Consider the following 24,013-nt stretch of genomic DNA (forward strand, 5'->3'; position numbering starts at 1 on the left):
TAAGTAAATTCGTAAGGGAGATTTTTTAATGACTTTATTTAATCATGATTCATTATACTATAGCGAAAAAGTAAAACAAAAAGAAGTTAGTGTAACAGAGCTCGTCGAGCGTGCGTTACATAATATCGAACATTACGACGATATGAACGCTGTCATTCATATACAAAAAGATCAAGCGCTTAATATCGCAAAAGACATGGATAAAAAGTTAGAAAGTTTATCTTCTGAAAATATAAAAGACTTGCCTCCATTTTTCGGTGTTCCAATTCTTGTTAAAGATCTTGGACAAGAAGAAGCAGGCATTCCAGCGACGAATGGATCAAAACTTTTTAAAGATTATATTCCGAAAAGTTCAAGTAACTTCGTGAAACAATTAATAGAGAACGGATTTGTCATTGTCGGACGTACAAACGTGCCTGAATTTGGATTTAAAATGATTACTGATTCTAAATTATACGGTAATTCATATTCTCCATTTGGTAAGCCCTTAACATCTGGTGGATCTAGTGGTGGTGCTGCCGCAGCTTTAAAACGAGGCCTGGTCCCTGCTTCATCTGGCAGCGATGGCGGTGGTTCTATTCGAATACCCGCAAGTTTAAACGGTCTTATTGGACTAAAACCTACAAGAGGACGTACAACAAGCGGTCCAGGAAGTTACAGACAATGGCAAGGTGCGTCAATCGATTTCTTTTTAACAAAATCAGTCCGAGAGACATATGAATTACTTAAAGTAATGGACAATCGACCGATCGCTTCTCCATACTTACCTCCAAACTTAAACCTTAATGGTCTGAGTAAACCTAAAAAGAGACTTAAAATTGCATATAGCTATGAATCACCGATTGGTTCTGAAGTCAATCAATCCGCAATTGATAGTTTGAATGATGCAGTAGAAAAACTTAAAAAGCTTGGACATATAGTTGTCGAAGATAATGTACCAGTAGACGGGCAACAAGCTATTCATTCGTATTTTACTATGAACATGGTTGAAACCGCTGCGATGTTTAAAGATATGGAAAAAGCTTTAGGTAGAGAAATTAAAAAAGATGATGTTGAGCTTATTTCTTATGGAATGTATAACGCAGGACTAAGAGTACCAGGATGGATGTATACTCAGTCTTTAAACTACTGGGATACGCTAAGTGATTTATATCATAGTTTCCTTGACGATAATAATTATGACTTTTATTTAACACCAACAATGAATGGCCCAACAAAAGATATCGATGCTTTTAGTCCTTCAAAAGAATCTATTGAAAAATTACAAAATATAGAAAACTTGTCTGATGAAGAAACGTCTTATATATTTGAAGAAGTATTCAAAGTAAGTAGCATGTACAGTCCATATACTTGGACGATAAATTTAACTGGTCAACCGGCAATTAGCCTTCCAATGTATGAAACAAAAGATGGACTACCAATAGGCAGTATGTTTATTGCACGTAAAGGTGAAGAAGATAGATTACTAGAACTTGCGTATGAGTTAGAAGAATCCGGGTTTATTAAATCAAATATTCACGAAACTAAATAATAATTTCATTTAATTTCTTAGGAGGTATATATGAAAAGAAAACCTACATTTATTGAGTCGATATCATGTTTTATTGTCCTTGCTGCTTTAATCGGAATTGGATTTGGTATATATGAAATCCCTATTCAACCCCTACTTTTAATTACAGCACTATATTCAGCTGTAATTGCTTTAAGAGTTGGTGTGTCTTGGGATGAAATGGAAGATAATATTATTAAAAACCTAAAAACAGCAATGCCAGCAATTTTCATTATTTTTGTCGTCGGTATTATAATTGGAACGTGGATTTACTCTGGAACTGTACCGATGTTAATTTATTATGGCTTAAAATTAATTCATCCGAGTTACTTTTTAGTTATGGCATTTGTAATTGTCGCGATAGTTTCAGTCGCAACAGGAACAGCTTGGGGATCTACAGCGACGGCTGGAGTTGCACTTATGGGAATAGCAACTGAGTTAAATATACCACTTGGTATTGCTGCGGGTGCGATCATTTCAGGTGCGATTTTTGGAGATAAACTCTCTCCACTTTCAGATACAACAAACCTTGCAGCTTTAGTTGTTGAAACAGATCTTTATACACATATAAAACATATGCTCTGGACAACAGTACCGGCTTCTATTGTAGGTTTAATAATTTGGTTTATTGTAGGTCGTCGTTTTGAAAGCGAGAGCGTAAATGCATCGAGTGTCAATAATTTATTAAATCAACTTGATGATATATACAACTTTAATTTATTTATGTTGTTACCTTTTATATTGATACTCTGGGGCGCTTTTACAAGAAAACCGATTGTTCCAGTCATGTTTTTATCTTCATTACTTGCGATTATTATTGGTACTTTGTCTAATGGTTTTTCGATTGTTGACGGTGTTACTTCAATGGCCAACGGTTTTACTACAGAAATGATAGATAGTAAAACAACATATTCTGAATCTATACAGTCTCTTCTAAACCGCGGAGGTATTTTTTCTATGACCACAATTGTAGTTACTATATTTTGTGGATATGCCTTTGCTGGAATTGTAGAAGTTGCGGGTTGTTTAGATACTATTTTAAATTCATTTTTTAAGTATATTAAGAGTAAAGCTGGCCTAATTGCGTCAACAATTTTAGGTAGTTTAATTATCATTTTTACATCAGGAGTTGCATCTATTTCTATAATAATGGTCGGTGTACTTATGAGAGATGCTTATAAAGATCAAAATTTACCACCTGAAACTCTGTCACGTACACTAGAAGACTCCGGGACTATGGTTCTTGCTTTTGTCCCTTGGGGTGTGTCAGCTATATATTATTTAGAAGTACTCGGCGTTGGAGTCAATGAATATGCTATATGGGCGATTCCTTGTTATTTATGTATCGTATTTGCACTTATATATGCAATCACAGGCATTGGACTTGGTACAAAAGAAGAAAAACCTAATTGATAGTAAGCGTTCGCTTATTGTTGTATTGATAATTTTCTGCTATCATTTATACATTATTATAGGAATGGAGATTATTATGGACCTTTTAAAACAGCGCATATTAAATGACGGTGAAGCATTAAACGAAAACGTACTTAAAGTCGACTCTTTTTTAAATCATCAAATTGATCCACTTTTAATGAAAGAAATTGGACAAGAATTTATTCATCGATTTGAAGACGTCGAATTTACAAAAGTTTTAACACTTGAATCTTCAGGTATCGCACCATCCGTAATGGTCGGTATGCTTTTAGATATTCCTGTTGTATTCGGTAGAAAAAGACAATCATTAACATTAAATGATAATCTATTCACTTCACAAGTATTTTCATATACTAAGCAAGAAACAAATACGATTGCAGTGGCGAAAAAGTTTTTATCTAAAGATGATAAAGTGCTTATTATCGATGACTTTTTAGCGAATGGTGAAGCGGCAGGTGCTTTAGTTGATGTTGTAGAACAATCAGGCGCAGAACTTGTCGGTATTGGAATCGTCATCGAAAAAGCATTCCAAAGCGGTGGTAAAATCTTACGCGATAAAGGTTACCGTGTGGAGTCACTCGCTCGTATTGAATCAATGTATGACAAACAAGTCAAATTTGTTGGTGACAATTAATGGCACTTCAGCAAAATTTAAAAGATGCATCGCTTGGACTTCAACATGTCCTCGCGATGTATGCTGGTGCTGTTATCGTTCCACTCATCGTTGGTTCTTCCATAGGACTTTCAACCGCACAACTTACATATTTAATTTCAATTGACATAATGATGTGTGGTGTCGCATCAATTTTACAAGTGCGGAAAAACAAATTCATGGGAATCGGACTGCCGGTCGTTTTAGGATGTGCCTTTACCGCTGTCGGACCGATTATTAATATCGCAAATACATACAGTATTGAAAGTGTCTATGGTGCAATTTTATCTGCAGGGTTATTTGTCGTTATTATCGCGAAATATTTTAGTAAACTGATAAAATTCTTCCCGCCCGTCGTAACGGGATCTGTCGTAACAATTATCGGGTTAACACTGATTCCTGTAGCGTTAAATAACTTCGCTGGCGGACAAGGTGCCGATGATTTTGCATCACTTGAAAACATTGGTCTCGGGTTTATTACGTTACTCATTATTCTTTTTGTCTTAAAATTTGCCAAAGGATTTTTCGCGTCGATTGCGATTTTAATTGGAATTGTCGTCGGTACAGTTATTGCGGCATTTTTCGGACAAGTTGATGTATCTCCAGTAAAAGAAGCATCATGGTTACATTTACCTGCCGTCTTTTACTTCGGAACGCCAGAATTCCATTTAGTGCCAATACTGACACTTATTTTAGTTGTAATGGTCAGTTTAGTTGAATCTACAGGTGTATATTTCGCACTCGGCGATATTACCGATAAAGAAATTCGTGAAGCAGATTTAAAACGTGGATACCGTGCAGAAGGTTTTGCGATTATGCTCGGAGGACTATTTAACTCTTTACCATATACAACATTCAGTCAAAACGTCGGACTCATTCAGTTATCTGGTGTACGTAAATTGAAAATTATTTACATCGCTGGAGTTATGCTAATGATTCTCGGTCTGATGCCAAAAATAGGTGCAGCAACACTCGCAATACCTGATTCAGTACTAGGTGGCGCGATGATTGCAATGTTCGGAATGGTCAGTGCGTACGGAATTAAAATGCTTAGTACAGTAGACTTTGATAACCAAAACAACTTAATGGTCGTCGCGATTTCAGTCTCATTTGGACTCGGTGTCACTGCAGTGCCAGATGTATTCAGCAGTTTACCATCAAGCATCTCAGTTATCACAGAAAGTGGTATAGTTATGGGAAGTTTAGCAGCGATATTTTTAAATGTCGTATTAAACTTTAACCTAGAAGCAAATGATGACATAAAAGATCAAATATATGAAGCGGCACCAGATGAAGAAAAATAGGCACACTCTTTATGAGTGTGTCTTTTTATATGAAATCATTAATGAAAAAATTTTTTCGTAGATGATTTAAGATATCGTTAACGAAAAACTAAACTCGTTGACAGAGAACGAAGTATCGTCAATGAGTTTTTTTATCATAGACAGTTTGAAGCATATCGTCAACGAAAATCGAAATTTCGGTGATTTCGTAAACAATACTCTAATTATCGTAAACACCACAAAATCTCATTGACAATAGTACCTTTATAGAGGTACGAGTATCTAATTTCGTTGACGATTTCTGTGATTTACACCAATCGTCGGTTAAAAGTAATTTTCACCGACGCAGATTGGAGTATCGAATGCGAGATTTCTGTTCGCCGATAGTACTCAACAAATAGTCGGTGAAATTCGCTATTTCCATTTTTAGCCGACGATACTCTCTTTATTGTCGGTGTATTAGAAACTCACCGCCGATACTCCGCATAGCATCGGCTAATTTTTTATCCGCAGACAATTCTCTTTATCTAGCTTAATAAGATAAAAAGCCTCTTCAAATACTAATTTCTATAAATCTAATCTTTCTTAAACGCGAGTATCCCAGCACTTACAAAAAATAAAATCCCTGGTATGATGTAAAATAAAAATAAAAATCCACCCAGTTTTTCTGGTATAAAATTCGCCAGCAGCAGCATTACAAAGCTAATGACTAACAGTGTAAATATTGTATTTCTAATTTTCATTATAAAACCTCTAACTCTTAGTATGTATTTAAATTATACCAATCTATACGATAAAAAGCCTAGTTCACTTGGAACTAGGCTTAGTTATCTTTTACATCATCCCTGGCATGCCGCCGCCCATGCCCATGTCTCCGATGTTTTCTTCTTCTGGAATGTCTGCGACGACTGCTTCTGTTGTTAAGAACATTGATGCGATTGATCCTGCGTTTTGGAGTGCTGAACGTGTGACTTTTTTAGGGTCAACGATTCCCGCTTCTATCATGTTGACCCATTCGTCTGTTTCTGCGTTATACCCGAATCCGTTTGTCTGTTCTTTTAGTTTCGTTACGATGACTGAACCTTCTAGTCCAGCGTTTTCTGCGATTTGTCTTACTGGTGCTTCGAGTGCTTTTAGTACGATGTTTATACCTGTTTTTTCATCGCCTTCTGCGTCTAGTGATGCGACTTTGTCATATATTTCGACTAACGCTGTACCACCACCTGCAACGATTCCTTCTTCAACTGCTGCACGTGTTGAGTTTAATGCGTCTTCAATACGGTGTTTACGTTCTTTCATTTCTGTTTCAGTTGCCGCACCGACTTTAATAACTGCGACTCCACCAGATAGTTTTGCAAGACGTTCTTGTAGTTTTTCTCTATCGAAACTTGAGTCTGTTTCCTCAAGTTGAGCTTTAATTTGAGATATACGTCCAGTAATCGCGTTTTCGTCACCGCTTCCTTCAACAATTGTCGTATTTTCTTTATCGACATGTACTTTTGAAGCAGTACCAAGCATATCTAGACTAGCATCTTTTAACTCTAGTCCTAGGTCTTCAGTAATCACTTGTCCGCCTGTTAAGACCGCGATGTCTTCAAGCATTGCTTTACGGCGATCACCAAATCCTGGTGCTTTTACAGTAATTGCTGTGAATGTTCCGCGTAATTTGTTTAATACAAGATTCGCAAGTGCATCCCCTTCTACGTCGTCTGCGATAATTAAAATTGGACGACCTTGTTGAACGACCTGCTCTAAGATTGGCAGTAAGTCGTTTTGGAAGTTCGTAATTTTTTTATCGGTAATTAAGACGTACGGATTATCAAGTTCAGCAATCATTTTCTCTGAGTCAGTCACCATATATGGAGATGAATATCCACGGTCAAACTGCATACCTTCAACAACTTCTAATTCAGTATTTAACCCGCGAGACTCTTCGATTGTAATAACACCGTCATTACCGACTTTTTCCATCGCTTCAGAGATGAATTCTCCGACTTCTTTGTCGTTTGCTGAAATTGCACCAACTTGAGCGATTGATGCTTTATCTTGTACTGGTTTAGAAATGTCTTCTAGTGCTTTAACCGCTTCTTCAACTGCTTTAGTAATTCCACGGCGAATGCCAACAGGGTTTGCGCCTGCTGTCACGTTTTTAAGACCTTCTTCAATCATCGCGTGCGCGAGAATTGTCGCTGTTGTAGTTCCGTCACCAGCGATGTCGTTTGTTTTTGTCGCAACTTCAGATACGAGTTTTGCACCCATATCTTCAAAGCGATCTTCTAACTCGATTTCTTTTGCGATTGTGACACCATCATTTGTAATGAGTGGTGCTGTAAATTGTTTATCTAAAACGACGTTACGACCTTTAGGTCCAAGTGTCACTTTAACTGCGTTTGCAAGTTTTTCAACACCCTGTAACATCGATTGACGTGCATCTTCAGAAAATTTAAGTTCCTTAGCCATTCATATCTCTCCTTATTCTACTACTGCTAAAATATCTTGAGCGGGTACGATTAAATAACTTTTACCTTCGTAATCAACTTCTGTTCCTGTAAATGAGTTGTAGACGACTTTGTCACCTTCAGTGACGCCGATTTTTACAACTTCACCGTTATCTAACGTACGTCCAGGTCCGACTGCGACAACTACACCGTAGACCGGTTCTTCTTTTGATGAATCTCCAGTTAAAATAATACCTGAAGATGTAGTTTCTTCTTTTTTATCTTTACTAATATCTAAAATCACTCTATTTTCTAAAGGTCTTAACATCGTTTGAGTCCTCCCCAATAATCGTTTTTTAGCACTCATCAATGTGATTTGCTAACTGATTTTTATAATACATCAAAGATAGTCAAATTTCAAGTTATAGCATTTAGTTTTCATGTTTTATATTGTAAAATGGTACTATTGTCTAGAGACTTATTTTAAGGAGTTTGTATATGAATAGAACTATATATAGTTTATTTATCGTCGTAATGTTTGGAGTTATTCAAATCGCTGGTATTCCAATCCAACTTTATATCGCACTTAAAAATCCAGGCGCGAGTGTTCAAGAAATTTTAAGCTTATATATGCCGTATCAGTTCGTCATTTACGTTGTCGGACTTATCGTTATTTTAATTTTAGGTAATATTCATAAAGATAAAAATATCTTTGAAAGAGGCGCTAAAACACCACCTCTACAAACAATCGCATGGATTTTTGGTGGTTTAATACTCGCATACGTTGCACAAATCATTACCGCACAAATTAACTTCCGTCTGTTAGGAAATCCAATGGAAAGTGAAAATACAAAACATATTATGGAAATGATTTCTAACATGCCATATATGATTTTATTTGTTGCTGTAATTGGTCCGATTATCGAGGAATATGTATTTAGACGCGCAATTTTCGCTGAAATATACGAGAGACTACCGATGAATAAAGTCGCTGCATTTTTAATTGCAGGTTTAATTTCAGGAATTGTTTTTGCATTCGCGCACTTTGATTTTACGCATATTTTAATTTACGTCGGTATGAGTTATGTTTTTAGTTTTGTCTACGTAATGACGAATCGACTGCTCGTTCCAATCGTCGTTCATATGTTAATGAATGGATGTGTTGTATTACTACAACTCACATTTAAAGATCAAATTGAACAATTAGAAGAACTTCAAACGAACGGCTTAATTATCATTAAAGCCATATTCAATACGATAATATAAGTAAAACTCTCAAGAATTTCTTGAGAGTTTTATTTTAAATACATTCGGTAAAATTTTACAGATTTTACCGAACATGCACTTTTATATTTATATCTATTATTTGAAACAATATCATATAGCTTATCTCTAAAACCTTTAGGAATAAGCTTTAGTATAATGATTGGCTTAAATAATTGATTTGCATCCATCAACATATGAATGACCGCGTTTGACTTATTGTATATTTTATCTTTAGAGAGATACGACACACTTTCAGTGTCGATATTAAATGGGAGTTGTTTAAACCATTCACTATTAAAGTCCGTAATATACAAGTCATCATTTTTATTCACTTTAACTACTAGATTGATAAATCGACTGCATAAATTACAATCTCCGTCATATATGAGTACTTTTTTCATAACATTACTCCAATACATTAAAGTTTAAATATTAATATAAACAAAACCCCTTTAAGTATAACTTAAAGGGATTTCTATTGGACTCTATTTAATTTTACACTTTTTCAATTGTGATTGTCCATGACGCATCATCTAACTGCTCAAATTCAGTTACATTGTAGTTATTTTCAGCTGCCCAGTTTGGTAAAGCTTCTGTTGCTTGAGTGCAGTCAAAATCTATTTTTAAAGCATCTCCAATATCTAATGTTTCCATTTTCTTTTGTGCTTCGATTAAAGGAAATGGACATACCATTCCTACAGTTCCAAGTTCATAAACCATAATATATCTCCTTATTAATTAGATTGTACCGGTGTTTCAATTGCTTGTTTCATTGGTTTTACATATAAGAAATAACTCATAAACCATGTACCAAAAATCATAAATGGTAATGAAATCCATCCTTGCCAAGACATCGCTGCTGTTGCAACAAGTCCATTACCAATTGTACATCCGCCTGCACATGCTGCACCGAATCCCATTAATGCTCCTCCAAAGACTGAGTTTCTAATTGTTATTTTATCTGGTAATCTCCATTTAAATTCTCTTGAGCCTCTAGCAGCAATATAAGATCCAACGAAAATTCCTAGAATTAAGAAAACTCCAAAGTCTAAATAATTTACATCTCCACTTGTTATGAACATAACTAAGTTTGATGATGGTGTTGTAATTCCTAAGCCACTCTCTCTTCCTGTTGAATATGAAATTGGCCAAGTGATAAGCGCAATAATTCCAATTAGAATTGCTGCAGTGAATGGGTGGAATCTACGCTCAAAAAAGAAGTGACGAGCTCCGGTAAATTTTTGTGGTAAACTTGCACGTTGTTTCTTAGGCTTTCTTAAAGTTTTAATGACAAAATATAATGTGACAGCAGTAAGAATCAATACTAATACGGTAAATGGAATTCCTGTTGTTGATACCATATCTGCATTTCCAACAGTCTTACTGTTCATACCTTCCATCACTGGTTTTAAAAGTCCATTTTTTGTCATCGCTGCGAATAACGCATACATTGCGAGTGCAATCCAACTTCCTATTAAACCTTCACCTGCACGATACCATGTACCTGTTGCACATCCACCTGCAAGAACGATACCGATACCAAATAAAAATGCTCCGATAATTGTACCTATTAAAGGAAATGTGCCATTATCTATTGTTAATACACCAAACCCTGTTAGAGCAATTAAACCAATCGCTTGTATTGTAATTGCAATCAGTAAGGCATAAAACATATTGTTATTTTTTTGAACGTACATATCTCTAAATCCACCAGTTAAGCAGAACCTAGTACGTTGCATTACGAATCCTAAAAGGATTCCGACTATTAGCCCACTTACTATAGTCCAAATCATAAAACATCCTCCAAATAATTCATATTTAAATGCTATGAATTAATGTAATATATAAATCATAGTAAGTCAATAGGAATTACTTATAAAAAATTCCGAGTGATTAGTCACTCGGAAAATTGAACTATACTGCTAGACTCATTCTTGGTCCAAATGCTTCGTAATGTACTTTACTCATATCATATTCATTGTCTAGAGAAGCATTAATCATCGCTTGGTTAAATGCTAATGAACCTGATATATAAATTGAATAATCATCATAACCACTAATATCATTTGCTGTTAAATAGCCATCGTCTTTAGTATATCTAATGGTGATATTTACTTTGTCTTTTAATGATTCTAGTTCTTCTTTAAATGGTAGTGTTGTTTCATCAGTCGTCGATATGATTAAATCAATGTCTTTATTATATTTTACGGCACTCTCTACCATAGACATAATCGGCGTTAAACCAACTCCTCCAGCAATAAATAATAGTTTTTCATCTGAATGATCTAGTAAGAAATCACCAGCTGGTGCTGAAAGTTCAATAATATCTCCTTCATTTAATTCATCAAATAAATAATGAGAGACTACGCCTGCTTCGTCTTTTTCACCTTCACGTTTAACGGCAAATTGTAAACCATCCGCTGTATTAATAGAACAGATCGAATAGTGTCTTAAAGCTTCGTAGGGGTAATCTTTTGGTTTAACTTTAACTGTAATATACTGACCTGGAATGATTTCAGGTAATGCTTCATCATTTTGAACAGTGAATCTAATCACATCATCTGTTAAATACTCTTTTTCTTTTACAATGAATGGTTTAAACCCGTCCCAAGCTGCTTCTTCATACATTTTTTCTTCTACATCAATAAATATTTGAGCAATCTGATTATAATACTTTTCCCAAGCATTCATAATGTCATCAGTAGCTACATCACCAAGTACTTCTTTAATACCGATGAGTAAATATTTACCGACAATAGGGTAATGTTCTTTTTTTACATTTAATGCACGATGCTTATGACCGATTCCAATGACTGCTGGTACAATCGCTTCTAAATCGTCGATGTGTTCAGCGGCTGCAAGTACTGTGTTTGCAAGTGCTTTTGGTTGATCTCCAAACTTTTGATTTGTTTGGTTAAACATGTTTAATAATTCGTCATGGTCTTCGAACATACGCTGATAAAATGTGCTCGTAATTTCACTACCATGTTCTTTTAATAATGGAACTGTTGCTTTAACGAGATCTTTTTCTTCGTTCGTTAGCATGTTATCCCTCCTCACTTAATTTTAACATCTATAAATTCATGTAACATAAAAAACCTTGACATTTTTATGTCAAGGTTAGTCTAGAATCCACGGCCAGCGCCTCCGCCACCGCCGCTTCCTCCGCCGAAGCCTCCAAAGCCACCGCTTCCGCCAGAGAATCCACCACCACTTCCACCTGAAGGGAAGAATATCGGTGTTCCACTACGGCGATAAGACGGACGTCGTCTACCTCCACGTGGTGGGCCACCTCGGTTATTTTTATTCACAATGTAAAATAATATTGCAATAACAATTACTAAAACGAGCGTATTAAATAAAAATGTATAAAACTCATCATCATTAGAAGTTTCTTCTGGTTGTTCATTTGTAAATTCGCCGGTTTCTTCATCGTATCCATAGGCATTTAAACTTTCTTCGTATAGTGCTTTATAGAGATTTTTTAATGCTTTGTCGTAATCTCCTCGTTTAGCATCTTCTAGTGCGTAGTCGTCGATAATTTTACCGATTTTAGCATCATTTAAATACCCTTCAATTTCATAACCTACTTGAACGTCAATTCCTCGGTTATTAAATTCATTGTTATTATCATTATTAAAAAATATAACAATGCCGTTATCTTTTTCCTTTTTACCAACACCGTATTCTCTTAATGCACGTAGTGCAAAATCTTGACGGTGTTCTTGACCAGTTGACGGCATCGTTAAGAGTAGCATTTCAACACTTGTTCCTTTTTCTAAATGGGTACCAAGTTCATTTAATTCGTTAATTGTTTCAGAAGTTAACACTTCTGCATTATCTTGAACGAAATAATGATTTTGGTTAAGTTTCGGTAGATCTACACGCGCTGCTTCAGCAGATGGTGCAATTAATATAAAGATGAGAAGAAGTGGAAATATCCGCTTCATTACTCATCACCAGAGTTATCCTCTTGATTCGTATTAAAATCTACGCCTGGTACTTCTTTAGCATCTTCACTTGCTTCAAAGTATGGTTTCTTCTCAAAATTAAACACACCAGCGATAATGTTACCTGGGAATAAACGAGTTTGTCTGTTATATTCTTCAACTGCTTCGTTATAATCTTTACGTGCAGTCGCAATTCTATTTTCAGCACCTGCGAGTTCATCACGCAGTCCTGTAAATTGTTCACTTGCTTTTAGGTCTGGATAGTTTTCAGCTACTGCGAGTAAACGTGATAATGCACCTGTCATTTCATCGTTTGCTTCACTTAATTCACTCACACCTTCAGCACCTGCTAAACGAGCACGCGCATCCGCAACGTCTTCAAATACTTCTTTTTCGTGTGATGCATAGCCTTTTACCGTTTCGACTAAGTTTGGAATTAAATCTCCACGACGTTGAAGTTGCGTTTCAATTTGTGATTCTTTTTGATTCACTGTTTCATCCAGTTGAACGAAACTGTTATACTTTGGCATGATTAACATTGCTAAAAAAATAACAACCGCAAGTACCACACCAATAGGTACTAGAAATTTTTTCATATTTAAACTCCCTTTATTTAAATCTATATTTATTATACTAAATTAACAAAGTACTCTGCTACTTTAAGAGCGTAAACTTTATTAATATAGTATAGTAAAATAATAGTAACATAAAAAATAGGAGTGAAAATGATGGTTACAAAATTTGAAGATTTTAAATATGAACGTCCGGATTTTGATCTATTTTCTAAAGAAGTCGATGGCTTATTAAACGCTTTTAAGAAAGCGGATTCTTTAGAATCTCAACAAACTGTTATCAATCAGTTTAACGATAAAATTAAACATATTTACTCTATGGTAACAATCGCAACAATTCGTTCTTCAATTGATACGAAAGATAAATTCTATTTAGAAGAACGTGAATTTTACGATAAAAATTTACCTGTGCTTTCAGCAATCACAAACGATTATTATGAAGAACTTCTAAACAGCCCGTTTCGTAAAGAGTTAGAAGAACTATACGGTAAACAATTATTCTCATTAGTTGAAAATAAACTGAAAGGTTTCGATCCGAAAGTTAAAGACTTAATGAGTGAAATTAACGCACTAGCTTCTAAATACTCAATTTTACTTTCTTCAGCAGAAATTAAATATGACGGTAAAAAACTCGCGTTAACTGAGTTTGCACCGTATATGATTAACGACGATAGAGATGTTAGAAAGTCAGCAATTCACGCGAAACAAAAATTTATGAAAGAGCACCGCGATGAAATTGATGAAATTTACGACGAACTCGTGAAAAAACGTCATGAAATGGCTGTTGCGCTTGGCTATAATAACTATACTGAACTTGGTTATATTCATATGAACCGTATCGATTACGACCGCAGTATGGTAGAAAACTACCGCCAGCAAGTGAAAGACTACGTCGTTCCTTACGTAACTGAATTAAGAAAACGTCAAAAAGAAAGAATCGGCGTAGAAGATTTAAAATATTACGACTTAGCATATGAATTTAAATCAGGTAACCCAACACCTAAAGGTGGCACTAAAGCAATTATGGAAAATGGTGCAAAAATGTACAAAGAGCTTTCTAAAGAGACCGATGAATTTTATACATTTATGTCTGAAAGAAACCTTTTTGATGTTGAAGCAAAAAAAGGTAAAGAAGGCGGTGGATATTGTACTTTCATCGAAGACTATAAAGCGCCGTTTATCTTCTCGAACTTTAACGGTACTCAAGGAGACATTGAAGTGTTAACTCATGAAGCAGGACACGCATTCCAAATGTATTCTTCTCGTAACTTCTCTGTACCTGAATACATTATGCCAACACACGAAGCATGTGAAATTCACTCGATGAGTATGGAATTCTTTACGTATCCATGGATGGAATTATTCTTTGAAGAAGAGACAGATAAGTTTAAATTCTCTCACCTCGCAGGTGCATTAGAATTTTTACCGTATGGAGTGGCAATTGATGAATTCCAACACGTCGTATATGATCATCCTGAATTAACGCCAAAAGAGCGACGTGAAGAATGGAAGAAAATTGAAGCTGTCTACCTTCCAGATAGAGACTATGAAGATATTCCTGGATATGTAGATGGTGCTTTCTGGCACGGACAAGGTCACTTATTCGATATGCCATTTTACTACATTGACTACACACTCGCACAAGTGTGTGCATTACAATTCTTTAAACGTGCAAATGAAGATTTCGACAACGCGTTTAAAGACTATTTAACACTATGTAAACTTGGCGGTTCTTTACCATTTGGTGAACTAGTGAAAGCAGCGAACTTAAATTCACCATTTGAAGATGGTACGTTAAAAGAAATTGTTGAATACGTAAAAACGCACTTAGATAACATTGATGATAAAAACTTATAAAAAATAGGGTCACTAACGTGACCCTATTATTTTCTAATTTTAACTTTTGAAGATTTTCTAAATAATAAAAGTAACCCTGATGTTAATAAAACAATTTCTAATACATAGATTAATTCTATATTTTCATGAATACCTGTATTTGGTAATTCTTTCGCGCCATGTGGTGTTTTCTTTTTACTATCTTTTTTATTGTTATTTGTTTTACCTTTCGAGTGATCTTCTTTTGATACTACTGTGTTGTCTTCGACAACTTCACTAGAGTTATTATCAAATTCTTGTTGAGTGTTGACATTCGTATCGTAATTATTATAATCACTAGGTTTTTCTTCTACACGAACTGCATCAAGCACTTGTTCGTCAGATTCTTTTAACTGTTTATCAATCTCATTTGGGCTGTTTAGTTCACCTGAACCCGAACCTTGTGGTGGTGTGTCTACATTACCATTATTATCATTATTTTCTTTAGGTGCTTCTGGGGTGTTTTCTGTAGGTGTTTCAGTCGTACCATTTTCTTGATTTTCATTTTGACCTTCTTCTTGGTCATTTGACTCTTCTCCGGACACATTTTCACCAGCACCTTCATCGACAGCGTTTGTCTCGATTTTTGGAGATGTTTCTACAGCATCTTCTTCAGCATGAACTGGTTGTACCGAAATGATAATATTTAATAAAAATATAGTAGATAATAATTTTAATGCTCTCACACCTATGCCCCCTTCTATGTATTTCTTGATACTAAGTATAGTAAATTGGTATTTATTAATCTACCGAAATAATCATTTGTTACAAAAGCTTAACGATGATGAAATAATCACTTAACAATTACTTTAAAACATTGATGTTTTTATATTTACTCGTATATAAAAATAAAATGTCTAGTACCATAAAAAGACCAATTCTACTCGTCATCATAAGTTCTGTATTTGTTTCTTCTTCAGTAAATGAAATCGTATAATCAGATTTCGCTTTTATTTGGTTTAAATCATTTGTAATCGCTAAAGTCTTAATTGGATAGTCATTGACAAGACGTAGAGCTTTAACAATTTCTGGGTTATAGTCAGTGCTTACAGTAATTAACAAATCTTTTGAAGTGGGTGTTTTAAAACGATGTCTTAATGTTGTTAAATCATTTACGACGTATACCGATGGATGTATTTCGAGCAATTTATTTTGAAAATCTAAACAGATAAACTGACATTCTCCTGTTCCAAATAATACAATTCTCTCTGCTTTATTAATTAGCACTGCCGCTTCAATTAATTCTTTACGATCGACAAGTGTCTCATTACTATGTAACGCTCTTAAAGAATTTTGGAATACTTTTTGAAAGATCATCGATTCTTTATCTTTTGAAAGATTAATGTTTCTAGATAACGGGTGAGTGTCTAGTTCTTGGAGTTCTTTCGTTAATTCAATTTTTAACGACTTAATTCCCGTTAATCCGAGCCTTTTACTAAAGCGGATAACTGCTGCGTCACTCGTACCACTTTCTTTTGAGATTTCTTGCACAGTCATTTCTATAACTTTTTCTGGATGATTTAATATATAATCTGCGATTTTTAATTCTACAGGGGTAAACGTTTCGTATCTTCTACGAATAAGTTCTAGCACGGAAAACATTTAATCATCCTCCAGTGTATATATGATTAGATTTTTTTACGGCTCGTTAAAATAGGATTCTCTTTAAACTTTCCTAATTTATAATGCGTCATCTCAACGAAACAATCACCGTCTTCAGTCATTACTTCAACTCCGACAGATTCTTCTCGCGGAAAAATTCTTGCTGTCATCGTATGTTCTCCACCATTTATAAATATTTCTATAGAAGATTCATCCATAAATATTTGTAAATGTTCTAATGGGCGATTTAATACTTTACTTCTTTTTGTTCCGTCGACATTTGAAATTAACGCACCACTAAACGTACGGTCTAACGTAATTCGATTTTCATCAGTATTATAATGAATAATCGTCTCCTCACGGTTACTCTTTCTTAACATGAAATTAAGTTCTCTCGCGTTGTTCTCTTTAATGTCAATGTTTAATTCGTAACTCGATCCATAAAAATCTGTCAGCTGTTTTCGATGCTCATTAAAATATCCCATTGCTGTAAGCTTTTCTTTACGTAATGATTTTAAATTTGGATGCGGCGTTTGAATTAAAAAGTCGTTAGACACGTTTAACACGCGAGGCAGTGTTAATGCATTTTTCCAACCATCAACCTCTGTAGGATACTTACTTTCATGGGCGGACATCCAAGCGATTAATACACGTCTACCGTCTTTATCAGTTGATGTCACTGGACGATAAAAATCAAAGCCAGAGTCAAATTCCCTATAGTCATCGTGATTAACAAATAACGATCCGTATTCAAAATCGTTAATCATATATCCAGACTGATAAATATTCCAGAACAAGTCTTTATATTTATCGAGACCTCTTGGGTTAATTATTAACACTTCTGCATCGTCTAAATGAAACAATTCTGGTGATTCCCAGAAGTATCCAAACATATCGTAGCCAGTATTAATTTCTCCAATGAATTTTAAATCATTTAAACTTTTACCACGGTACATAATGATTCGCCCAAATTCATCACTATTCATCGTACCAATCATCATGTTAATTTCACCGTCAAAAGAAAATACGTACGGATTTCTAAAATATGTATTATAGCCAGGTTCAATTTCTCTTAAAATTGGTGTAGAAAATTTTTTAACATTAAAATCAGTATCTACTGTTCCAGCCAGTTGATATGTATGTATACCATCATTTTTCTCTTGCTCACCAGTGAAGAAGAGTGTTAATTCATTATTAATTAACGATAAACTGCCACCATATAAATTATACTTATCGTATAAATCGTCTGGTCGAACTTTTATACCTTCATTATTAAAGTGGACTAAGTCCTCACTTGTTACGTGATATAAGTATTTCTCTTCGTCTGTTACAGATGGCGTCCATTCATAAAATAAGTGGTATAACCCGTTAATGTAAAAGAAACCACAAGGCGCACCAAGCTTACCCATTACTGGTTGAACATGATAGTTTAATCGCCATTTACTTGTCATTGTTGTTTTAATCATCTCTTCAGTTTCAAAGGAATCAAAGTCTTCAATACGCCCCATAGTTATTAGTCCTCCTCTAAGGATTGTTTCAGTGCTGCTTCTTCTGCTTTTAAGTATCGTCTATATCCTAGATACCGAAATACTAATTTCATAAAGTAAAATCATTGGTAACGTAAGTAAAAAGTGCGTCATAACATCTGGTGGTGCGATTAGTGCTGCTACTACAAATAAAATGAAGTACGCATATTTTCTATTTTTCTTTAAAAACATCGGTGTTATAATCCCGAGTTGTGTTGCGAATAACACTAAAATCGGCATTTGGAATATTATACCAAACGGTAATACTGTACGAACTAAAAATCCGAAGTAATCATTAATGCCAATCGTACTTACAATACCCATTTCAATCGATAGACTAAATGTAAATTTTACAATATATGGTACGACAATATAATACGCAAACACCATCCCAAGTAACATAAGTAAAAATGCGATTGGAATGTAGATTAGTGTCACTTGACGCTCTTTTTCGTATAATCCAGGACTTACAAATGCCCAAAACTGATATAAAACAACAGGTAATATAATTATAAATGCGATGATGACAATCATCGTTAAATATATTCTTAATGGATCTGTTACGTTAAATGCATGCATCTCGGTCATTTCAAGCCACGGTGCATGTTGTAAATAATTTACGAGAGGCTTTGCAAAATAAAACCCAGCAAACAGTGCTGCAACAAAGAAGTACGACGTAAACAATACACGCTTACGTAATTCTTCCACGTGCTCCATTATTTCTTTTTTCTCGTGCATAAAGCCACCTCACCTAAAAAAGGTGGCACGCGCCACCTTTTTTATAAACTATTTTTGAACTGTTTCGTCTTCTTTTTTAGTTTGAATCTTAACGACTTCTTCTTTTTTGTCTTTATCATCTTCAGTTGAATCTTCGCCTAAACCGTTAAATCCTTCTTTAAATTCTTTAACAGTTGTACCAACTGAACGACCAAGCTGTGGTAATTTAGTTGGACCGAAAATTAAAAGAGCAACTGCTGCAATTATGATTAAACTAACCGGAGCGACAGCTCCTAAAGTCATAGGAATAAATACACTCATTTTTTCCCCTCCTAATACTTATGCTTCATATAGAATAATAGCGCCTGCATTTCAACGCTTAAATCTATGTTATGTACAGTTACTTTCTCTGATACTGCGAGTTTTTCTGGCGTAAAGTTTAGAATACCTTTAATACCATAGGACTCTATATCATGTGAAAGCTCAACACCAACTTGACCAGGTACAGTTAAAATCGCTATTTCAGCGTTGATTTCTTTAATTACAGATTCTAATTCACTAATATCTATAACTTCAACACCATTAATTGTACTTCCGACAATTTCTTCGTCTATGTCAAAGGCAACTGCTATATTTATTTTATCATGAATTTTTGTAAAATTATAGTTAAGTAATGCACTACCTAAATTACCTGTACCAATTAAAATAACATTTTTAATACCGTTACCTTGGACTTGTTCAGAGAAAAACTTAACAAGTGCTCGGACATTATATCCGTAGCCTTTTCTACCAAGCTCTCCGAAGTATGAAAAGTCACGTCGAATTGTTGCGGAATCTATATCAAGTGCTTCACTAATTTCACGTGAAGACACGCGGTCGACACCATTTTCTTCACTTTGCTTAAAGAATTTGAAGTATAAAGGCAATCGATCTAATGTCGCGTTAGGAATTTTCCTCTTCTTTAACAAAAGACTCACCTCATAATTATTGTCATTTAATTATATCATACAATTTTGTATGTTTTAGGATTTTTCATCGTATTTTTAATAGATTACATGATACACTACACTTACTAAGAAAGAGGGATTACATATGATTGTCATGAGTTTACAAAACATCCAAAAGAACTACGGTTCGACCGAGATTTTAAAAAATATTAGTTTAGAAGTGAAATCGAGAGAAACAATTGGAATTGTCGGTGGAAATGGTGCTGGAAAAACAACGTTAATGAAAATTATGGCAGACGAATTATCCTATGATGGCGGTCATATATCTACTCCAAAAGATATATCGATTGGTTATTTAACACAAGAAATGTCTTTAGAGTCAGATAAAACCGTATTAGAAGAAATGAACCTCGCATTTAAAGACGTATTAAAAGCAAAAGATGATATCGACGAAGTTACAAAATGGTTAACAGACCACGAATATACGCATCCTGAATATGAAGAGAACGTCAAACGGTTAGAGTACTTACAAAACTTTTTTGAACAACATAACGGATATACAATCGATGTTGAAATTAAAACAGTAATTACAGGACTTAACTTTTCTTTAGAAGACTTACATCGCCCAATTAGTGAATTCTCTGGTGGGCAAAAAACTCGCCTTCAACTTGGAAAAATGCTTTTATATCGCCCAGATATACTACTACTCGATGAACCAACGAACCATTTAGATTTAGAAACTGTTGAATGGTTAGAGAAATACTTAAATCGTTATACGGGATCAGTTGTTGTGATTTCACACGACAGATTTTTCTTAGATAGAATAGTAGATAAAATTTATGAGATTGAATTTAATCAAGGTACACTATATCTCGGTAATTACACAGATTATCAAAATGAAAAACAAAAAACATACGAACGTCAATTAAAAATGTATGAGCGCCAACAAAAAGAAATCCAAAGACTTGAGGACTTTGTAGATCGTAACATTGCACGTGCTTCAACGAGTGGGATGGCAAAAAGTAGGCGTAAAATGCTTGAACATATGGACCGAATCGATTCACCAACACGTGACACGAGACAAGCAAAGTTCCATTTTGATATTGAAAAAGAAAGTGGAAACGATGTTTTACGAGTGAAAGATCTCGCAATTGGTTACGATAATGTGTTAAACGAAAAGTTAAACTTCTTTGTGGAAAAAGAAGATCGATTACTTGTTCTAGGGCCAAATGGTATTGGTAAATCGACATTAATTAAAACGATTGCTAAAAAGTTACCAAAACTCGGAGGCGAGATTACGTACGGGACAAATGTTTCAATCGGATACTATGACCAAAAACAAGCAGAGTTTTACTCTAGAAATACGATATTAGAAGAATTATGGAAAGAATATCCACATTTTCAAGAGCAAGACATTCGTAAAATACTCGGTCAATTTTTATTCACACAAGACGATGTCAATAAGCATGTCTATCAGCTAAGCGGTGGAGAAAAAGCGAGAATTCAACTCGCAAAACTAATGCTACAAAAAAATAACTTATTACTACTCGACGAGCCGACAAACCACTTAGACATTCAAAGTAAAGAGATGCTCGAGTCAGCGTTGATAGATTATCCAGGCACTTTAATCGCCGTATCACACGACCGTTATTTCATTAAAAAACTCGCTAATCGCATTATGGAGATGGATGTTAATAAAACTAAAATTATTAACGGTGATTATGAATATTATGTTCATAAAAAAGAAGAAGAAAATGCTCAGCTATTATTTGAGGATAATAAAGACGAACATGTAACAAACGATGATTACGAAAGACAAAAAGAGCGCCGTAGTATTATGCAAAAGCTATCTAGAGAAGGAGAATCGCTAGAACAATCCATTGAAAAAATCGAATTAAAAATTGAAACAATTGAGACAGAAATGACAGACCCAGAAGTTTTCAACGATTTTGAAAAGGTAAACGAATTAAATGAAATGTTAAATGAACTCAAAGAGAAACTTGAAGAAAAGTTATCCCGATGGGAAGAAATAGAGTTAGAGCTTGCAGAATTTGAATAGTTCTCCACAAAATCTTTTATATTTTACACAAGTAATCCATAAGTTATGCACAGAGTTATCCACAGCTGTGTATAACTTTTTTATTTTGATTTATTCTATGTATTGGATCGGTGGTGACACGAGAGATTTAGATGGTTTATTGATTTATCGGAAGTGATAGTGTGATTTTCTACTATCTCTTTCGTTAGATTGTCTTTTATCGTAAGTTATAGTGTAGTTATACACTATCTTTATAGTTAAACGCAATTTTATCGCAAATGATAGTGTACTTCTATACTATCTCTTTGGTTAGACTGCTTCTTATCATAAGTAATAGTGTACTTTTCTACTATCTTTTCTGTTAGACAACTTCTCTACTCTCCTCAACTAATAAAAAGCTTTTTCACAACAAAAAAAGATTCTACTCCTGATATATCAGAAATAGAACCCTTCATATTACTTATTTACTTTCTTTACGTCTTCTTCCTGTTAGGAATAGCCCAAGTCCTACAAATAGCGCTGTAATACCATAAATTAAGCCTTTTTGATCCATTGCTTCACCAGTATTTGGTAACTCACTTTTATCATTTGATTCTGTCTTCTCAGCTACATTTGATTGCCCCTCAGATTTATCGACAACTTTTGAATCAGATTTATCAGTAGTAGATGAATTACCCTTATTCCCTTCACTTGCTACTTTACTATTATCTTTAGTGTTAGCAGGTGGTGTAGTTGAATTATCTTCTTTGTCAGTCTCTAAATCTTCGTCTAATTCTGAATTCTCTTCATTACCATTCGTATCTTTTTCTACTTTAGACTCATCTTGCTCTGTCTCATCATTTTGGTCTTCTGATGTTGCTGGTGATTGGTTTTCTTTATCAGATGATTCTACTTGTTCTGAGTCTTGTCCTTTATCAGTTTCAGAATTTTCTGGAGATGTAGTAGATTCAGATGAATCATCCTTATCTGTTTCATCTGGTGCTGGTGATTGATTTCCTTGATCAGGTGATTCTACTTGCTCTGAATCTTGTCCTTTATCAGTTTCTGGATTTGCTGGAGGTGTAGTAGATTCAGATGAATCATCCTTATCTGTTTCATCTGGTGCTGGTGTTTGGTTTTCTTGATCAGATGATTCTACTTGTCCTGGCTTTTCCTCTTTATCAGTTTCTGGGTTTGCTGGAGGTGTAATAGATTCAGATGAATCATCCTTATCTGTTTCATCTGGTGCTGGTGTTTGGTTTTCTTGATCAGATGATTCTACTTGTCCTGGCTTTTCCTCTTTATCAGTTTCTGGGTTTGCTGGAGGTGTAGTAGATTCATCTGGTTGTTCAACTTTTTCATTACTATTATTGACTTTTTCTGGGTCAATATCTTCTGCGTTATATGATTTATCGTATGATTCTAAAGAGTTGTGATAAGTAGGCATACCACTTTCATCAAAACTAGCATTATCTTCTAAAATTTTCTTACGTTTTTCATAATCATCTGCGAAAACTTGAACTCCATACCAAGTAACTTTACCATTATCCTCATGACGATAAGAACCGTAGCCCATATCAGTTCTACTTGCTAACATATTCTCGTTATGACCTTTAGAATTTCTCCAACCATTAAACGCATAAACATCAAATTCTTCTTGCGTTAAATCACTTTCTACTTGATAAATATTCTCAGCAATGTAACCATCGTAATCAGCGTCAAACTCTCTCTCGTCACCATATCTATTCTCATATTGTTGTGTAACTGTTTGACCATCTGGCGTATTATGAGTGAAGTAACCCTCTTGTGCCATATTTTGTGCTTTCCAATTCGCAAAATCTGTTAATTGATTATTATTCTCCACAGGAACGTCATTATAATCACCGTAACCATCTGGTTGTGTTTGCTCAGCTCTATGGTTATTTACCCAATCTACCATTTCATCATCTTGCCAATTATCTTCGCCAACTTCGTTTGCTTTCGCAACAAATTCCGACGATAAGTTTGTGATATCTTCAGATACAGGTAAATGTCCTCCACTAATTAATAATGCCGCCGTTGCTGATGATACTAACATTTTCTTTTTAAACGTCATTTAAAACCATCCTTTTAAATTTTATTGTTTAATTATACAATGTTGTAATATTATTTATGTTCAGTTTAATCTTACACTAAATAAAAATAA

Annotated in this window: 23 protein-coding genes; 7 read left to right on the top strand and 16 right to left on the bottom strand. The window is 34.7% G+C overall.

The features are described 5' to 3' along the window. The first annotated feature begins 28 nt into the window (after positions 1-28). The 4 genes from KPF49_RS06290 (at position 29) to KPF49_RS06305 (ending at position 4,939) form a co-directional block, all read left to right on the top strand. The gene (locus tag KPF49_RS06290) at positions 29-1,531 is read left to right on the top strand and encodes an amidase family protein (protein WP_183675474.1); all 1,503 of its coding nucleotides are present in this window, start codon (positions 29-31) and stop codon (positions 1,529-1,531) included. A 30-nt stretch (positions 1,532-1,561) separates the two neighbouring features. After that, complete coding sequence (gene nhaC / locus KPF49_RS06295; protein WP_183675471.1) at positions 1,562-2,962, top strand: Na+/H+ antiporter NhaC; 1,401 nt, start codon at positions 1,562-1,564, stop codon at positions 2,960-2,962. 76 nt (positions 2,963-3,038) lie between these two features. Next, the gene (locus tag KPF49_RS06300; RefSeq protein WP_183675469.1) at positions 3,039-3,617 is read left to right on the top strand and encodes a xanthine phosphoribosyltransferase; all 579 of its coding nucleotides are present in this window, start codon (positions 3,039-3,041) and stop codon (positions 3,615-3,617) included. Then, positions 3,617-4,939 carry a nucleobase:cation symporter-2 family protein gene (locus KPF49_RS06305; RefSeq protein WP_183675468.1) on the top strand — a complete coding sequence of 441 codons (1,323 nt, stop codon included), beginning with the start codon at positions 3,617-3,619 and terminating at the stop codon, positions 4,937-4,939. The genes KPF49_RS06300 and KPF49_RS06305 overlap by 1 nt, the downstream gene beginning before the upstream one ends. A gap of 554 nt (positions 4,940-5,493) precedes the next feature. Here KPF49_RS06305 and KPF49_RS06310 read toward each other — a convergent pair. The 3 genes from KPF49_RS06310 to KPF49_RS06320 all read right to left on the bottom strand — a co-directional run bounded on the left by KPF49_RS06310 (position 5,494) and on the right by KPF49_RS06320 (position 7,684). Beyond that, complete coding sequence (locus KPF49_RS06310; RefSeq protein ID WP_183675466.1) at positions 5,494-5,661, bottom strand: hypothetical protein; 168 nt, start codon at positions 5,659-5,661, stop codon at positions 5,494-5,496. Between the two features lie 91 nt (positions 5,662-5,752). Then, on the bottom strand, positions 5,753-7,378 hold the full coding sequence (groL, locus tag KPF49_RS06315) for a chaperonin GroEL (RefSeq protein ID WP_183675464.1): 1,626 nt from the start codon (positions 7,376-7,378) through the stop codon (positions 5,753-5,755). 12 nt (positions 7,379-7,390) lie between these two features. Continuing rightward, on the bottom strand, positions 7,391-7,684 hold the full coding sequence (locus KPF49_RS06320) for a co-chaperone GroES (protein WP_183675462.1): 294 nt from the start codon (positions 7,682-7,684) through the stop codon (positions 7,391-7,393). A 170-nt stretch (positions 7,685-7,854) separates the two neighbouring features. Between KPF49_RS06320 and KPF49_RS06325 the strand changes: the two genes are divergently transcribed. Further along, the gene (locus KPF49_RS06325; protein ID WP_183675460.1) at positions 7,855-8,622 is read left to right on the top strand and encodes a CPBP family intramembrane glutamic endopeptidase; all 768 of its coding nucleotides are present in this window, start codon (positions 7,855-7,857) and stop codon (positions 8,620-8,622) included. Between the two features lie 29 nt (positions 8,623-8,651). Here KPF49_RS06325 and KPF49_RS06330 read toward each other — a convergent pair whose 3' ends face one another. The 6 genes from KPF49_RS06330 to KPF49_RS06355 form a co-directional block, all read right to left on the bottom strand. Further along, positions 8,652-9,023: a thiol-disulfide oxidoreductase DCC family protein gene (locus KPF49_RS06330; protein WP_183675458.1), complete on the bottom strand. Its 372-nt coding sequence runs from the start codon at positions 9,021-9,023 to the stop codon at positions 8,652-8,654. Between the two features lie 94 nt (positions 9,024-9,117). Further along, the gene (locus KPF49_RS06335; RefSeq protein WP_183675456.1) at positions 9,118-9,342 is read right to left on the bottom strand and encodes a sulfurtransferase TusA family protein; all 225 of its coding nucleotides are present in this window, start codon (positions 9,340-9,342) and stop codon (positions 9,118-9,120) included. A 14-nt stretch (positions 9,343-9,356) separates the two neighbouring features. Then, the gene (locus tag KPF49_RS06340) at positions 9,357-10,415 is read right to left on the bottom strand and encodes a YeeE/YedE family protein (protein WP_183675455.1); all 1,059 of its coding nucleotides are present in this window, start codon (positions 10,413-10,415) and stop codon (positions 9,357-9,359) included. 121 nt (positions 10,416-10,536) lie between these two features. Further along, the gene (locus tag KPF49_RS06345) at positions 10,537-11,667 is read right to left on the bottom strand and encodes a globin domain-containing protein (protein ID WP_183675453.1); all 1,131 of its coding nucleotides are present in this window, start codon (positions 11,665-11,667) and stop codon (positions 10,537-10,539) included. A gap of 80 nt (positions 11,668-11,747) precedes the next feature. Continuing rightward, the gene (locus tag KPF49_RS06350; RefSeq protein WP_183675451.1) at positions 11,748-12,572 is read right to left on the bottom strand and encodes a TPM domain-containing protein; all 825 of its coding nucleotides are present in this window, start codon (positions 12,570-12,572) and stop codon (positions 11,748-11,750) included. Then, entirely contained in the window at positions 12,572-13,168 is a 597-nt protein-coding gene (locus KPF49_RS06355; protein ID WP_183675449.1) for a LemA family protein, read from the bottom strand. The genes KPF49_RS06350 and KPF49_RS06355 overlap by 1 nt, the downstream gene beginning before the upstream one ends. Before the next feature lie 132 nt (positions 13,169-13,300). Between KPF49_RS06355 and KPF49_RS06360 the strand changes: the two genes are divergently transcribed. After that, the gene (locus tag KPF49_RS06360; RefSeq protein ID WP_183675447.1) at positions 13,301-15,001 is read left to right on the top strand and encodes a M3 family oligoendopeptidase; all 1,701 of its coding nucleotides are present in this window, start codon (positions 13,301-13,303) and stop codon (positions 14,999-15,001) included. A gap of 26 nt (positions 15,002-15,027) precedes the next feature. Here the strand turns inward: KPF49_RS06360 and KPF49_RS06365 are convergent, their stop codons facing one another. The 6 genes from KPF49_RS06365 to KPF49_RS06390 all read right to left on the bottom strand — a co-directional run bounded on the left by KPF49_RS06365 (position 15,028) and on the right by KPF49_RS06390 (position 19,832). Beyond that, the gene (locus tag KPF49_RS06365; RefSeq protein WP_183675445.1) at positions 15,028-15,705 is read right to left on the bottom strand and encodes an LPXTG cell wall anchor domain-containing protein; all 678 of its coding nucleotides are present in this window, start codon (positions 15,703-15,705) and stop codon (positions 15,028-15,030) included. A gap of 118 nt (positions 15,706-15,823) precedes the next feature. Next, positions 15,824-16,621 carry a MurR/RpiR family transcriptional regulator gene (locus tag KPF49_RS06370; protein ID WP_183675443.1) on the bottom strand — a complete coding sequence of 266 codons (798 nt, stop codon included), beginning with the start codon at positions 16,619-16,621 and terminating at the stop codon, positions 15,824-15,826. Positions 16,622-16,647: 26 nt separating this feature from the next. Then, positions 16,648-18,129: a sucrose-6-phosphate hydrolase gene (locus tag KPF49_RS06375; RefSeq protein ID WP_183675441.1), complete on the bottom strand. Its 1,482-nt coding sequence runs from the start codon at positions 18,127-18,129 to the stop codon at positions 16,648-16,650. A 60-nt stretch (positions 18,130-18,189) separates the two neighbouring features. After that, on the bottom strand, positions 18,190-18,885 hold the full coding sequence (tatC, locus tag KPF49_RS06380; RefSeq protein WP_183675440.1) for a twin-arginine translocase subunit TatC: 696 nt from the start codon (positions 18,883-18,885) through the stop codon (positions 18,190-18,192). Between the two features lie 48 nt (positions 18,886-18,933). Then, positions 18,934-19,185 (bottom strand): twin-arginine translocase TatA/TatE family subunit, encoded by a 252-nt coding sequence (gene tatA, locus KPF49_RS06385; RefSeq protein ID WP_183675438.1) that lies wholly within the window; start codon positions 19,183-19,185, stop codon positions 18,934-18,936. Positions 19,186-19,196: 11 nt separating this feature from the next. After that, positions 19,197-19,832, bottom strand: coding sequence for a redox-sensing transcriptional repressor Rex (locus KPF49_RS06390; RefSeq protein WP_183675436.1), 636 nt, complete (start codon positions 19,830-19,832; stop codon positions 19,197-19,199). A 124-nt stretch (positions 19,833-19,956) separates the two neighbouring features. On the opposite strand from KPF49_RS06390, the gene KPF49_RS06395 reads away from it, so the two are divergent. Then, a complete protein-coding gene (locus KPF49_RS06395; protein ID WP_183675433.1) occupies positions 19,957-21,870 on the top strand; it encodes an ABC-F family ATP-binding cassette domain-containing protein in 1,914 nt (637 codons plus the stop codon). A 439-nt stretch (positions 21,871-22,309) separates the two neighbouring features. On the opposite strand, the gene KPF49_RS06400 is transcribed toward KPF49_RS06395, so the two are convergent. Next, positions 22,310-23,923: a CAP domain-containing protein gene (locus tag KPF49_RS06400; protein WP_183675431.1), complete on the bottom strand. Its 1,614-nt coding sequence runs from the start codon at positions 23,921-23,923 to the stop codon at positions 22,310-22,312. Positions 23,924-24,013 lie beyond the last annotated feature (90 nt).

The sequence above is a fragment of the Nosocomiicoccus ampullae genome (assembly GCF_019357495.1).
Classification (GTDB): domain Bacteria; phylum Bacillota; class Bacilli; order Staphylococcales; family Salinicoccaceae; genus Nosocomiicoccus; species Nosocomiicoccus ampullae.

What these genes read in the sequence shown, in the direction of transcription:
- groL (WP_183675464.1), bottom strand. Translation starts at nt 7,378, where the DNA reads ATGGCTAAGGAACTTAAATTTTCTGAAGATGCACGTCAATCGATGTTA.
- KPF49_RS06305 (WP_183675468.1), top strand. Translation starts at nt 3,617, where the DNA reads ATGGCACTTCAGCAAAATTTAAAAGATGCATCGCTTGGACTTCAACAT.
- KPF49_RS06335 (WP_183675456.1), bottom strand. Translation starts at nt 9,342, where the DNA reads ATGGTTTATGAACTTGGAACTGTAGGAATGGTATGTCCATTTCCTTTA.
- KPF49_RS06400 (WP_183675431.1), bottom strand. Translation starts at nt 23,923, where the DNA reads ATGACGTTTAAAAAGAAAATGTTAGTATCATCAGCAACGGCGGCATTA.
- KPF49_RS06300 (WP_183675469.1), top strand. Translation starts at nt 3,039, where the DNA reads ATGGACCTTTTAAAACAGCGCATATTAAATGACGGTGAAGCATTAAAC.
- KPF49_RS06330 (WP_183675458.1), bottom strand. Translation starts at nt 9,023, where the DNA reads ATGAAAAAAGTACTCATATATGACGGAGATTGTAATTTATGCAGTCGA.
- tatC (WP_183675440.1), bottom strand. Translation starts at nt 18,885, where the DNA reads ATGCACGAGAAAAAAGAAATAATGGAGCACGTGGAAGAATTACGTAAG.
- KPF49_RS06370 (WP_183675443.1), bottom strand. Translation starts at nt 16,621, where the DNA reads ATGTTTTCCGTGCTAGAACTTATTCGTAGAAGATACGAAACGTTTACC.
- KPF49_RS06290 (WP_183675474.1), top strand. Translation starts at nt 29, where the DNA reads ATGACTTTATTTAATCATGATTCATTATACTATAGCGAAAAAGTAAAA.
- KPF49_RS06355 (WP_183675449.1), bottom strand. Translation starts at nt 13,168, where the DNA reads ATGAAAAAATTTCTAGTACCTATTGGTGTGGTACTTGCGGTTGTTATT.
- KPF49_RS06350 (WP_183675451.1), bottom strand. Translation starts at nt 12,572, where the DNA reads ATGAAGCGGATATTTCCACTTCTTCTCATCTTTATATTAATTGCACCA.
- KPF49_RS06325 (WP_183675460.1), top strand. Translation starts at nt 7,855, where the DNA reads ATGAATAGAACTATATATAGTTTATTTATCGTCGTAATGTTTGGAGTT.
- KPF49_RS06310 (WP_183675466.1), bottom strand. Translation starts at nt 5,661, where the DNA reads ATGAAAATTAGAAATACAATATTTACACTGTTAGTCATTAGCTTTGTA.
- KPF49_RS06375 (WP_183675441.1), bottom strand. Translation starts at nt 18,129, where the DNA reads ATGGGGCGTATTGAAGACTTTGATTCCTTTGAAACTGAAGAGATGATT.
- tatA (WP_183675438.1), bottom strand. Translation starts at nt 19,185, where the DNA reads ATGAGTGTATTTATTCCTATGACTTTAGGAGCTGTCGCTCCGGTTAGT.
- KPF49_RS06340 (WP_183675455.1), bottom strand. Translation starts at nt 10,415, where the DNA reads ATGATTTGGACTATAGTAAGTGGGCTAATAGTCGGAATCCTTTTAGGA.
- KPF49_RS06345 (WP_183675453.1), bottom strand. Translation starts at nt 11,667, where the DNA reads ATGCTAACGAACGAAGAAAAAGATCTCGTTAAAGCAACAGTTCCATTA.
- KPF49_RS06360 (WP_183675447.1), top strand. Translation starts at nt 13,301, where the DNA reads ATGGTTACAAAATTTGAAGATTTTAAATATGAACGTCCGGATTTTGAT.
- KPF49_RS06395 (WP_183675433.1), top strand. Translation starts at nt 19,957, where the DNA reads ATGATTGTCATGAGTTTACAAAACATCCAAAAGAACTACGGTTCGACC.
- nhaC (WP_183675471.1), top strand. Translation starts at nt 1,562, where the DNA reads ATGAAAAGAAAACCTACATTTATTGAGTCGATATCATGTTTTATTGTC.
- KPF49_RS06320 (WP_183675462.1), bottom strand. Translation starts at nt 7,684, where the DNA reads ATGTTAAGACCTTTAGAAAATAGAGTGATTTTAGATATTAGTAAAGAT.